12 protein-coding genes and 1 pseudogene are annotated in these 12184 nt (G+C 72.3%); 11 read left to right on the top strand and 2 right to left on the bottom strand.

The features are described 5' to 3' along the window. Positions 1-9: 9 nt before the first annotated feature. Genes C1I92_RS18545 through C1I92_RS18525 form a run of 5 tightly spaced genes read left to right on the top strand, consistent with a single transcriptional unit; the run spans position 10 to position 5427 of the window. Positions 10-1314 carry an amino acid ABC transporter substrate-binding protein gene (locus C1I92_RS18545; protein WP_111256139.1) on the top strand — a complete coding sequence of 435 codons (1305 nt, stop codon included), beginning with the start codon at positions 10-12 and terminating at the stop codon, positions 1312-1314. Between the two features lie 36 nt (positions 1315-1350). Continuing rightward, entirely contained in the window at positions 1351-2226 is an 876-nt protein-coding gene (locus tag C1I92_RS18540; protein ID WP_111256138.1) for a branched-chain amino acid ABC transporter permease, read from the top strand. Further along, the gene (locus C1I92_RS18535; RefSeq protein ID WP_111256137.1) at positions 2223-4136 is read left to right on the top strand and encodes a branched-chain amino acid ABC transporter ATP-binding protein/permease; all 1914 of its coding nucleotides are present in this window, start codon (positions 2223-2225) and stop codon (positions 4134-4136) included. The genes C1I92_RS18540 and C1I92_RS18535 overlap by 4 nt, the downstream gene beginning before the upstream one ends. Further along, entirely contained in the window at positions 4120-4824 is a 705-nt protein-coding gene (locus C1I92_RS18530) for an ABC transporter ATP-binding protein (RefSeq protein WP_111256136.1), read from the top strand. Before C1I92_RS18535 ends, C1I92_RS18530 begins: the two co-directional genes overlap by 17 nt. A gap of 45 nt (positions 4825-4869) precedes the next feature. Then, positions 4870-5427: a pyridoxamine 5'-phosphate oxidase family protein gene (locus C1I92_RS18525; protein WP_111256135.1), complete on the top strand. Its 558-nt coding sequence runs from the start codon at positions 4870-4872 to the stop codon at positions 5425-5427. Here the strand turns inward: C1I92_RS18525 and C1I92_RS18520 are convergent. Together C1I92_RS18520 and C1I92_RS18515 are read right to left on the bottom strand one after the other, a co-directional pair. Beyond that, on the bottom strand, positions 5412-5741 hold the full coding sequence (locus C1I92_RS18520; RefSeq protein ID WP_111256134.1) for a type II toxin-antitoxin system RelE/ParE family toxin: 330 nt from the start codon (positions 5739-5741) through the stop codon (positions 5412-5414). The genes C1I92_RS18525 and C1I92_RS18520 overlap by 16 nt on opposite strands. Continuing rightward, positions 5738-5977 (bottom strand): type II toxin-antitoxin system ParD family antitoxin, encoded by a 240-nt coding sequence (locus tag C1I92_RS18515; protein ID WP_111256133.1) that lies wholly within the window; start codon positions 5975-5977, stop codon positions 5738-5740. Before C1I92_RS18515 ends, C1I92_RS18520 begins: the two co-directional genes overlap by 4 nt. A 255-nt stretch (positions 5978-6232) precedes the next feature. Between C1I92_RS18515 and C1I92_RS18510 the strand changes: the two genes are divergently transcribed. The 6 genes and pseudogenes from C1I92_RS18510 to C1I92_RS35650 form a co-directional block, all read left to right on the top strand. Continuing rightward, positions 6233-8023, top strand: a complete 1791-nt coding sequence (locus tag C1I92_RS18510) for an acetolactate synthase large subunit (RefSeq protein ID WP_369124120.1) — start codon at positions 6233-6235, stop codon at positions 8021-8023. Further along, positions 8023-8547: an acetolactate synthase small subunit gene (gene ilvN, locus C1I92_RS18505; RefSeq protein WP_111256131.1), complete on the top strand. Its 525-nt coding sequence runs from the start codon at positions 8023-8025 to the stop codon at positions 8545-8547. Before C1I92_RS18510 ends, ilvN begins: the two co-directional genes overlap by 1 nt. A gap of 37 nt (positions 8548-8584) precedes the next feature. Then, on the top strand, positions 8585-9604 hold the full coding sequence (gene ilvC / locus C1I92_RS18500; protein WP_111256130.1) for a ketol-acid reductoisomerase: 1020 nt from the start codon (positions 8585-8587) through the stop codon (positions 9602-9604). Between the two features lie 36 nt (positions 9605-9640). Then, positions 9641-10279, top strand: coding sequence for a LysE family translocator (locus C1I92_RS18495; RefSeq protein ID WP_111256129.1), 639 nt, complete (start codon positions 9641-9643; stop codon positions 10277-10279). A gap of 1 nt (position 10280) precedes the next feature. Continuing rightward, positions 10281-11096 (top strand): helix-turn-helix domain-containing protein, encoded by an 816-nt coding sequence (locus C1I92_RS18490; RefSeq protein ID WP_111256128.1) that lies wholly within the window; start codon positions 10281-10283, stop codon positions 11094-11096. A gap of 59 nt (positions 11097-11155) precedes the next feature. Next, positions 11156-12112, top strand: a pseudogene (locus C1I92_RS35650) (DUF222 domain-containing protein); the annotation flags it as partial. Between the last annotated feature and the right edge of the window lie 72 nt (positions 12113-12184).

Genomic DNA, 12184 nt, shown 5'->3' with positions numbered 1-12184 from the left:
AGCACCGACATGAGGACCCGTTCGCTGACCGCCCTGTCCGCGACGGCGGCGTTGACGCTGTTCATCACCGCCGCCTGCGCAGACGACGAGCCCGAGGCCGAGCCCTCGCCAGGCGCGGCCGAGAGTCCGGCGGGCGACACCGGCGCGCCGAGCGGGGACCCGATCGTCGTCGGCTCCACCCTCTCGCTGACCGGCGCCTTCGGCCCGACGGGCATCATCCACCAGATCGCCGGCGAGCAATTCGTCGAGCAGCTGAACGAGAGCGGCGGGCTGCTCGGCCGGCCGGTCGAGTGGATGGTGCTCGACGACGAGTCCGACCAGGCGCAGGTCACGGCGCTGTACGAGCGGCTCATCGGCCAGGAGGGCGTCGACCTCATCATCGGGCCCTACGCCACGCCGAACATCATCTCGGCCATGGCCGTCGCCGAGCGGCACGGCTTCACGATGCCGCAGCACACGGCCGTGCTCGCGCCGCTCATGACGTACGAGTGCCAGTTCCCGGCCTGGTCCATCGGGCCGGAGCCCAACGAGTACGTCCCCGAGCAGGTCTTCGACGCGCTCGAGAGCCTGCCCACGCCGCCCGAGCGGGTCGCGTTCGTCATCAACCAGGGCGGGTCGACCGACTTCATCGCCCAGGGCTCGCCCGACGACGACGGCGACGCGGGCGCGGTCCCGATCGCCGAGGAGCGCGGCTACGAGGTCGTCGCCGAGATCAGGTACCCACCGGACACCACCGACTGGGCGCCCATCGCCGCGCAGATCCGCGACGCCGACCCCGACTTCGTGTTCAACAGCGGGCTGGCCGTCGACCCCGTCAACCTGTTGCAGGCGATGGAGCAGCTGGACTACCGGCCGCCGCTGATGTTCAGCCTGTTCCCGGCGCCGGGCCCGCTGCTGGGCCTGGGCGACGTCGCCGACGGCCTGCTCTCGGTGTCGATCTTCGAGCCGAACGACGCGCTGATCCAGCAGGCCGGGCCCGAGGCGCAGGCGATCGTCGACGAGTTCGAGGCACGCGCCACCGCCGAGGGGCTGCCGTACACCGCCTTCGAGACGCAGGCGACGGCGTCCTGGAACGCCTGGGAGATCCTCGTCGCCGCCGTCGAGGGCGCGGGCGACACCGACCAGCAGGCCATGTGCGACTACCTGCACGAGAACGGCGCCGACACCACGTTCAGCGGCCACCTCGACTTCAACCCGGACGACAACAACTTCTGGCCGAGCAACCAGGGCCTGAAGCAGATCCAGGACGGCGACTGGGTCATGGTCTGGCCGGCCGACCGTGCGGCTGCGCAGCTCCAGCCGCCGGTCGGCTGAGCCTTCCGGGCTCGTGACGGTTCGGACGGGAGTCGTATGACGACACTGCAGGCCGCGCTCAGCGGGGCGCTCGTCGGGGGCATGTTCGCGGTCATGGCCGCGGGCCTGTCCCTGACGTGGGGCATGCTGCGGGTCATCAACCTGGCGCACTTCGGGCTGATCCTCGTCGGCGCCTACCTGACCTTCGAGCTGGCCACGTCGTGGGGCCTCGACCCGATCCTCACCATCGTCGTGACGGTGCCGCTGATGTTCCTCGTGGGCGCCGGCCTGCAGTGGGCCTTCGACCGGCTCGGCGTCGAGGGGTTCGCGTCGCTGCTGGTCAGCTTCGGCCTGCTGATCATCGTCATGCAGACGGTGAGCAACGTGTGGAGCGCGGACTTCCAGCGCATGGAGGGCGACGTCAACCCGTACGCGACGGGGTCGGTGTCGATCGGGCGGTTCGTGTTCCCGGCGCCGACGCTGATCGCGTTCGTCTTCGCGGTGGTCATCGTGGTGGCGGCCGACCAGGTGCTGCGGCGCACGTTCGCCGGCCGGGCGCTGCGGGCGTTCGCCGAGGACCGCGCCGTCGCCTCGGCGTTCGGCATCGACCACCGCCGGCTCGGCATGGTGCTGGCGGGGCTGTCGGCGGCATCCGCAGCGGTCGCCGGCATGCTCTTCGCGCTCGGCAACGCCGTGACGCCGTCGACTCCCTTCGAGTGGATCGGGATCGTGTTCGCCGTGGTGATCCTGGGCGGCATCGGACAGGTGGGCGGCGTGCTGCTGGCCGGCGTGCTGGTGGGGACGCTGTCGGCGGTGGTGTCGGCCACGTGGTCGCCGGCGCTGTCGCCGCTGGTGCTGTTCTCGGCGATCATCCTGGCGCTGCTGTTCCGGCCGCACGGGCTGCTGACCCCCGCCTCTCGGGGTGCACGATGATGGCCCGCGGGCTCGGCGGGTTCGCGCTGGTGTTCGCCGTGCTGGCGGCGCTGGCGGTGTGGCGCGAGGACCTCGGCCTGCCGATCTTCTACCTGGTGCTGGCGTCGACCGCGTTGTTCTGGATCGCGCAGGCGACCAGCTGGAACGTGCTGTCCGGCTACAGCGGCTACTTCAGCTTCGGGCAGGGCGCCTTCGTCGGGGTGGGTGCGTACACGACGGCGGTGCTGGGCGGCCGGCACGGCGTCGACTTCTACCTGACGGTGCCGGTCGCGGCGGTGTTCTCGGCGCTGCTGGCGCTGCTCGTGGGCGCGCTGGCCTTCCGGCTGCGCTCGTTCCGCGGCGAGATCTTCGCGCTGCTGACGCTGGCCGTCCCGTTCATCCTGGCCGCGCTGGCCCGGGTCAACAGCGAGATCGACGGCGGCCAGGGCGTGATCGTGCCGGTCGCGGAGTACCCCGACTGGCTGGCGCAGTTCCAGGACTTCCTCTACCTGCTGAACCTCGTCGTGGCCGTGGCGGCGGTCGCGGCGGCGTTCGCCATCCAGCACACCCGGTTCGGCTGGGCGCTGGCGTCGATCCGCGACGCCGAGGACGTTGCCGAAGGGCTGGGCGTCGCGACGTTCCGCTACAAGATGCTGGCCATCGCCGTGACCGGGCTGATCGGCGGCGCGGCCGGCAGCCTGTTCGCCCTGCAGATCGGCTTCGTCACGGTCGAGAGTGTGTTCGGGCTGACGATCCCGCTGTTCGTCATCGTGATGAGCGTGCTGGGCGGGCGGACCCACTGGGTCGGGCCGGTGCTCGGCGCCGTCGTCATCGTGCTCATCCAGGACCGGCTGTCCGCGTCGGGGTTCGAGGGCTGGAACCTCATCGTGCTGGGCGCGATCCTGGCCGTGCTGGTCGTGGTCGCGCCCGACGGGTTGCAGGCCCGGCTGTGGCGGCGGCCCTGGCAGGCGGCCGTCGCGCTCGTGGCGGTGACGGGGGTCCTGGCGGTCGTCGACTCGTGGGGCGGGCCGCTGGACTGGTTCGTGGCCGGCGTGCTGGCCGCAGTCGCCGTCGTGCTCTGGCCTGGCCGGGCGCGGGCGCCGGTCGCGGCCGAGCGCCGTCCGGCGGCTGCCCCCGTCGCGCCTGAGGAGGCGGCCGGGGCCGTGCCGGTCGCCGCCGACGCCGAGCCCGGGGAGGTGCTGGTCGAGTGCCGCGACGTCGCGAAGTACTTCGGCGGCGTCCGGGCGCTCGACGGCGTGAGCCTGCGGATCCGCGCGGGCGAGCTGGTCGGGCTGGTCGGGCCGAACGGGTCGGGCAAGACGACGCTGGTCAACCTGCTCTCCGGGGCGTTGCGGCCGACCAGCGGGTCGATCGCCGTGGCCGGGCGCGACATCGTCGGGCTGGCGCCGCACCGCATCGCGCACGTGGGCGTCAGCCGTACGCACCAGATCCCGAAGCCGTTCGAGTCGATGACCGTCCGGGACAACGTCGCCATGGCGATCATGTTCGGGCGCTCGCCGCGGCCGCTCGCCGGCGCGCGCGAGGAGGCCGAGGCGTGTCTCGACGTCGTCCACCTGCGGCACCTGGCCGACGCCAAGCCGGCCGAGATCAACCTGCACGAGCGGCAGCTGCTCGAGATGGCCCGCGCGATCGCCACGAAACCGAAGGTGCTGCTGCTCGACGAGGCGCTGGCCGGGCTCAACCCGGCCGAGATCGACGCCGCCGTCGCCGTCGTCCGCCGCATCCACGCGACCGGCATCACCATCGTCATCGTCGAGCACCTGCTGCGCGTGGTGAACCAGCTGGCCACGCGCGTCGTCGTGCTGAACCAGGGCGCGCTGCTGGCCGACGGAGACCCGCGGACGGTCATGAACGACCCCGACGTCATCCGCGCCTACCTGGGGAGGCACGCCCATGCTCGAGGTACGTGAGCTCGAGGCCTGGTACGGCCAGGCGCAGGCGCTGTGGGGCGTCGACCTGTCCGTGGCCGACGGCGAGGTCGTCAGCATCGTCGGACCCAACGGCGCCGGCAAGTCGACGCTGGTCCAGTCGATCGCCGGGCTGCACCGCTCGACCCGCGGCACGATCGCCGTCGACGGCGTCGACCTCACCCGGGTGCCCGCGCACCGGGTCGGCGACCACGGCGTGGCGCTCGTGCCCGAGGGCCGCCGCGTCTTCGCCCGCATGACGGTGCACGACAACCTGGTGCTGGGGGCGTACCGGCGTTCGGCGCGGCCGGGGCTGGCCGATGGGCTGGCACGGGTGCACTCGTTGTTCCCCCGCTTGGCCGAGCGGTCGTCGCAACTGGCCGGGAGCCTCAGCGGCGGCGAGCAGCAGATGCTGGCCATCGGCCGGGCGCTGCTCGCCCAGCCGCGGCTGCTGCTCATGGACGAGCCGTCGCTGGGCCTGGCCCCCGTCGTCGTCGACGAGGTGTTCGACGCGATCCGCGCCATCAACGCCGACGGCGTCAGCGTGCTGCTGGTCGAGCAGGACGTCGAGCGGGCGCTGGAGGTGTCGGCGCGCGGATACGTGCTGGCCGAGGGCCGCATCGTGGCGTCCGGGAGCTCGGCGGAGCTGACCGGGAGCGCGTTGGTGCGCCGCAGCGTCCTGGGGCTGTGACGGCCGTCGCTGCGCCCGGCGGGCCGGCGTCGGTAAGGTGCGACCGTGGGCAAGGTTCATGAATCGATCAGTGGCCGGCTCCGCGACTTCATCGAGGCGCAGCACGTGTTCTTCGTCGCGACGGCGCCGACCGGGCCGGACGGCCACGTCAACGTGTCGCCGAAGGGGATCGGCGGCTCGTTCGTGGTGCTCGACGAGCACACCGTCGCCTACCTCGACTACACCGCCAGCGGCGCGGAGACCATCGCGCACCTGCGCGAGAACGGCCGGATCACGCTGATGTTCTGCGCGTTCGCCGGTCCGCCCAACGTCGTCCGGCTGCACGGCACCGGCCGCTTCGTCACCCTCTACGACAACGAGTTCGCCTCGCTCGTCGAGCTGTTCCCCGACCGCCGCGGCGCCCGCGCCGTCATCGTCGTCGACGTCCACCGCGTGTCGGACTCATGCGGCTACGGCGTCCCGTTCATGGAGTACACCGGCGAGCGCGACCTGCTGCAGACGCACATGGAGCGCAAGGGCGCGGACGGCCGCGCCGAGTACCGCCGCCTGAAGAACGCCACCAGCCTCGACGGCCTGCCCGCCTTCGACTACGACCCGGTGTGAGCTTCGAACGACGCCGGGATGTCCCGCCTCGTGTGCAGGACCCGCCAGACGTCGACGTGGTCCGCGCGCTCGACGTAGAAGACGAGGTACGGGAAGCCCTCGACCGGGGCGGTGCGCAGTCCCGGCAGGTCGAGCTCATGGCCGGAGCGCGCCGAGCCCGCGCCCGGATGACGGCCGATCAGCAGGTAGACACGCTCGAGGGCGTCGACGAAGTCGAGCGCCGCCTGCTCCGCGTGCTCCTTCAGGTAGTGGGCGAGCGCCTCGTCGACGTCCCACGCGGCTCGCTCACGCAGGCGGACCCGCCGGTCGGTCACGCGTCGGCCGGCGGACGGACGCGGGCGCGCAACCGCTCGAAGTACCAGGCGTCGGCGACGTCGGCGGGCTCGGACTCGGCGCCCTCCAGCACGAGCCGACGCAGCTCCTGCCGGTCCAGGTCGCGCCGGATCAGCTCGCGGACATACTCACTGCTGGTGCCGTAGCCACGTTCGGTGACCTGTTGCTCGACGAACGCCTTGAGTGCGTCGGGCAGCGAGATGTTCATCGTGGTCATGACGTGAGGCTAGCGCGCGATGGCAAGAATTGTCATCCGACCGCGATGCGGACGGTCGTACCGGATGCTGAGACATCCGGGTAACCGCCTTGACTCGCACCCTCCGGGTGAGGGACGGTGCATTCGTGCGTTTCGGCATTCTCGTACTTCACTAGCGCGTCAGGCGAACCAGCCGACGCGCTACCCCTCGTCAGCCCACCAGGGCCGGGGGGTTTTTTGTTGCACGGGACCGCTCGACACGCACAGACGACTACACTGCAGAAGGGTCCGGCCATGCCGCAGGGACAGCCAGCCAGGGACAACGGGACGACGATGTCGGGCGCCGCGAGCCTCATCCGCTCGCTCGAGGCGGTCGGCGTCGACACCGTATTCGGCATTCCCGGCGGCGCCATTCTCCCGGCGTATGACCCGCTGCTCGACTCGCAGCAGATCCGGCACATCCTGGTCCGCCACGAGCAGGGCGCCGGCCACGCGGCCGAGGGCTACGCGCTGGCGACGGGGAAGGTCGGCGTCTGCATGGCCACCTCCGGGCCGGGCGCGACGAACCTGGTGACGCCGATCGCGGACGCGCACATGGACTCCGTCCCCATGGTCGCGGTCACCGGCCAGGTCGCGTCGGCCGCCATCGGGACCGACGCGTTCCAGGAGGCCGACATCCGCGGCATCACGATGCCGATCACCAAGCACAACTACCTGGTCACCGACCCGGCGGAGATCCCGCGGACGATCGCCGAGGCGTTCCACATCGCCGGCACCGGCCGGCCCGGGCCGGTCCTCGTCGACGTCGCCAAGGACGCGATGCAGGCGATGACGACGTTCCGCTGGCCGGTCGAGCTGGACCTGCCGGGCTACCGGCCGGTGACGCGTCCGCACGCCAAGCAGGTCCGCGAGGCGGCCCGGCTGATGGCGTCGGCGAAGCGGCCGGTCCTTTACGTGGGCGGCGGCGTGCTGCGCGCCCGCGCCTGGGCCGAGCTGGCCCGGCTGGCCGAGGTCACCGGCTTCCCGATCGTGACGACGCTGACGGCGCGCGGCGCGTTCCCCGACAGCCACCGCCAGCACCTGGGCATGCCCGGCATGCACGGCGCCGTCGCGGCGGTGACGGCGCTGCAGAAGGCCGATCTGCTGATCGCGCTGGGCGCCCGGTTCGACGACCGCGTGACGGGGAAGCTGTCGTCGTTCGCGCCGAACGCCGCCGTCATCCACGCCGACATCGACCCGGCCGAGATCTCCAAGAACCGCGTCGCCGACGTCCCGATCGTCGGCGACTGCAAGGAGGTCATCGGCGAGCTGATCCCGGCCATCGAGGCCGAGTTCGCCGCCGGGACCCGCGCGGACCTCACCGGCTGGTGGCGTCAGCTGGACCAGTGGCGCGAGAACTTCCCGCTCGGCTACACGCCGTCCGAGGGCGGCGAGCTGATGCCGCAGTACGTCATCGAGCGGCTAGGCAAGCTGGTCGGCCCCGACGCGATCTACGTCGCCGGTGTCGGGCAGCACCAGATGTGGGCCTCGCAGTACATCTCCTACGAGCACCCGAACACGTGGCTGAACTCCGGCGGCGCCGGGACGATGGGCTACGCGGTCCCGGCCGCGATGGGCGCGAAGACGGGGCGGCCCGACGCCACCGTGTGGGCGATCGACGGCGACGGCTGCTTCCAGATGACCAACCAGGAGCTGGCCACCTGCGCGATCGAGGGCATCCCGATCAAGGTCGCCGTCATCAACAACGAGAGCCTCGGCATGGTCCGGCAGTGGCAGACGCTGTTCTACGACGGCCGCTACTCCAACACCGACCTCGACAGCCGCCGCATCCCCGACTTCGCCAAGCTGGCCGAGGCCTACGGCTGCGTCGGGCTGCGCTGCGACACCGCCGAGGACGTCGACGCCACCATCGAGAAGGCGATGGCCGTCGACGACCGGCCGGTCGTGGTCGACTTCGGCGTGCACCGCGACGCCATGGTCTGGCCGATGGTCGCGGCCGGCACCAGCAACGACGAGATCCAGATCGCCCGCGGCATGGCGCCGGAATGGGACAGGAGCGAGGACTGATGAGCAAGCACACGCTGTCGGTGCTGGTCGAGAACAAGCCCGGCGTGCTCGCACGCATCGCCGCGCTGTTCTCCCGCCGCGGCTTCAACATCGACTCGCTCGCGGTCGGCCCGACGGAGCACCCGTCGGTGTCGCGCATGACCGTCGTCGTCGACGTCGAGGACTCGCCGCTGGAGCAGGTCACCAAGCAGCTGAACAAGCTGGTCAACGTGCTCAAGATCGTCGAGCTCGACCCGGGCCAGTCGGTCCAGCGCGAGCTGGTGCTGGTCAAGGTGCGCACGGACAACGACACCCGTCCGCACGTGCTGCAGACGGTCGAGCTGTTCCGCGCCAAGGTCGTCGACGTGGCGACCGACGCGGTGACGATCGAGGCGACCGGCTCGTCTGACAAGCTGAGCGCGTTGCTCAAGGTGCTGGAACCGTACGGCATCCGCGAGCTGGTGCAGTCCGGTGTGGTGGCGGTGGGACGCGGATCGCGCTCCATCACCGACCGCGCGCTGCGACCCGTCGACCGCGTCGCATAGAAACCCACAGATAGAAGGAGACGCCCTCGTGGCAGAGATGTACTACGACGACGACGCCGACCTCTCGGTCATCCAGGGGCGGGTCGTCGCCGTCATCGGCTATGGAAGCCAGGGCCACGCCCACGCGCTGAGCCTGCGCGACTCCGGCGTGGACGTCCGCGTCGGCCTGCAGGAGGGCTCGAAGAGCCGGGCCAAGGCCGAGGCCGAGGGCCTGCGCGTCGTGACGCCGGCCGAGGCGGCCGCCGAGGCCGACCTCATCATGATCCTGGCGCCTGACCACGTGCAGCGGCACATCTACGCCAACGACATCGAGCCGAACCTGCAGGAGGGCGACGCGCTCTTCTTCGGCCACGGCTTCAACATCCGGTTCGGCTACATCAAGCCGCCGGCCGACGTCGACGTCGCGATGGTCGCGCCGAAGGGCCCGGGCCACCTGGTGCGACGCGAGTTCGCCGACGGCCGCGGCGTGCCGGTGCTGGTCGCCGTCGAGCAGGACGCGTCCGGCCAGGCGCTGGCGCTCGCGCTGTCCTACGCCAAGGGCATCGGCGGGCTGCGCGCCGGCGGCATCGGCACGACGTTCGCCGAGGAGACCGAGACCGACCTGTTCGGTGAGCAGACGGTGCTCTGCGGCGGCGTGTCGCACCTGGTCCAGGCCGGGTTCGAGGTCATGACCGAGGCCGGCTACCAGCCCGAGGTCGCCTACTTCGAGGTGCTGCACGAGCTGAAGCTGATCGTCGACCTCATGTACGAGGGCGGCATCGCCAAGCAGCGCTGGAGCGTGTCGGACACCGCCGAGTACGGCGACTACACAACCGGCCCGAAGATCATCGACGCGTCGGTGAAGGAGCGCATGAAGGACGCGCTGACGGCGATCCAGGACGGGTCGTGGGCGGCCGGCTTCATCGCCGACCAGGACGCCGGCGCGCCGGACTTCAAGCGGCTGCGCGCCGAGGGCGAGGCGCACCCGATCGAGGCCACCGGCCGCGAGCTGCGCAAGCTGATGTCCTGGGTGAAGACCAGCGACGACGACTACACCGAGGGCACCGCCGCGCGCTGACGCGGTCCTCCGCACACCGGCCGAAAGGGCATCGCGATGATCTCGACCACGCACCTGCTGGCGTTCGTCATCAGTTCGTTCGTGCTCATCGCGATCCCCGGGCCGAGTGTGCTGTTCACCGTCGGCCGGGCGCTCGTGCTCGGCCGGCGCGGCGGCATCGCGTCCGCCGCCGGCAACTCCATCGGCGCGATGCTGCAGGCGGTGGCCGTCGCCTTCGGGCTCGGCGCGATCGTCGAGCGGTCGATCGTGGTGTTCACGGTGATCAAGTTCGCCGGCGCCGCGTACCTCGTCTACCTGGGCGTGCAGGCGATCCGGCACCGCAAGTCGTTCGCCGACGCGGCGGCCGGCGCGGTCCGGATCACCAGCGTCCGCCGGGCCGCGCGCGAGGGGTTCGTCGTCGGGCTGACGAACCCGAAGGTCATCGTGTTCTTCGCCGCCGTCCTCCCGCAGTTCGTCGATCCCTCGGGCGCGGCCCCGAGCGTGCAGATGCTGCTGTTCGGCGCCGTGTTCACCGTGATGGCGTTCCTGATGGACAGCTGCTGGGCGGTCGGCGCCGGCACCGCGCGCGACTGGTTCGCGCGCTCGCCGGGGCGGCTGGGCCACTTCAGCGCCGTCGGCGGCGTGGCGATGATCGGGCTGGGCGCCCGGCTGGCGGTCACCGGCCGCAGCGACTGACGTGCGCGCGCGCCGGCCCCACGCCGCGCTCGCACCGTTCGTCGAGCATCTCTGGTACGTCGACGAGCCGCTGCCGCCCGGCCGCGACCGCACCCTGCCCACCGGCGCGGCCCAGCTCGTCGTCAACCTCGCCGCCGACCGGCTGAACTGGTACGACGGTCCTGACCTCACGGTTCCTCGCGGCGTCGGCGGCGCCGGTGTCTGCGCGCCGCTGGCCCGGCCGATCGGCGTCGACACGGCCGACCAGTCGTTCACCGCGGGGGTCGTGTTCCGGCCCGGCGGCATCGTGGCGTTCGGCGCCGTGCCGGCGGCGGAGCTGACCGATCCGGTCACGCCGCTGGACGAGTGGTGGGGCGCCGAGGGTGGCAGCGTGCGCGAGCGGGTGCTCACCGCGGCGACGCCGGGGGAGCGGCTGGACGTGCTGGAACGCGTGCTGCTCGGCCGGTTGCGGGCGGCCGGCGGACCGGACCGCCCGGACGGCGCGCTGGCGTACGCCGTCGCGGCGCTGGACCGCGGCGTCCCCGTGCACGCCGTCGCCGCCACCGTCGACGCGTCGGAGTCCACGCTGCGGCGCCGGTTCCGCGCCGCCGTCGGGCTGTCGCCGAAGCAGTTCGGCCGGGTCCGGCGACTGCAGCGGGTGCTCCGGGCCGCGACGACGCCGGACCGCCCGGCGCCGGACTGGGCCGAGGTGGCGGCCCGGCACGGTTACTTCGACCAGGCGCACCTGATCAACGACTTCCGCGCGCTGACGGGCCTGACGCCCCTCCGGTACGTCCCGCGCTCGGCCGCCGAGCACAACCACGTCCCGCTGCGCTGATCCAGTCGGCCGCTCCGCTCGAATGGATCTTGTCGGAGGGTGGCGGTAGGCTTGGTCTCATGTTCGAGGAAGCGCTGCTGCCTGCTCCGTCGTCGGGTGCCGACCCGGTGACGGGCACGCTGGTGGCGTGGCATCCGGACACCTTCGACTGGGTGCGAGTGGACCCTGCCGACCTGGTCGGCGGCGGCGTCGAGCCGGGATTCCTGGAGCGGTCGGCCGGTGTCCTGCCCGCCGACGCGGACCGCCTGCCGACCGGCGCCGAGCTGGCCGCCGTCCTGGCCGCGTTCGACTCCGGCGCGGCCGCCGCCCACGACCTCGTCGAGGCCGGCGCCGAGCTGACCGCCTGGGTGGCGGCCAAGGAGGCGGACGTGCTCGCCGAGCTGGCGGCGCGGCCGGAACTGCGGCCGGTCGAGACGGGCTGCCGCTCGGTGAACCCGGTCACGACGACCGCGGCCGAGGTGGCCGCACGCTGCCAGCGGACGGTCCGGCAGGCCGAGAACCTGGTCGGGCACGCGCTGCAGTTGGTCGCGGACTTCCCCGCCACGCACGCGGCCCTCTCGGCGGGGTCGATCGACGTGCGCCGCGCCAGGGTGATCATCGACGAGCTGGGCGGGCAGGGTCCGGCGGTGCGGGCGCGGGTCGAGGCGGCGGTGCTGCCGAAGGCGCCCGCGCTGGACGCGGTGGCGTTGCGGAGGCTGGTGAGGCGGCGGTTGCACGAGCTGGCGCCGGTGGAGGTGGCCGAGCGGCACCGGATCGCCCGGGACGGCCGGTACGTGGCGGTGACCCCGGCGTCGGACGGCATGGCGTTCCTGGAGGCGCTGCTGCCGGCCGACGACGCGACGGCCCTGACGACGGTGCTGAACGTCGCGGCGGCCGACGCCAAGCGCGCCGACGCGGCGGCTGGTGTGCCCGCCCGGTCGAGCGACCAGCGCCGGGCCGACGCACTGGCCGAGCTCGCGTGGGCGGCGCTGAGCTCCTGCGCTGACGCGGTCGCCACCGGCGTCCCGGCTGGAACGCCCGCAACGGTGGACTCGCCTGCCGGGGCAGCAGCCGGGTCGGCTGAGGCGGCCGGCGTACCGGCGCCGCGG

The organism is Jiangella anatolica (assembly GCF_003236295.1).
In the GTDB taxonomy this organism is placed as follows: Bacteria; Actinomycetota; Actinomycetes; order Jiangellales; family Jiangellaceae; genus Jiangella; species Jiangella anatolica.
This window is presented reverse-complemented; position numbering and strand designations above follow the sequence as displayed.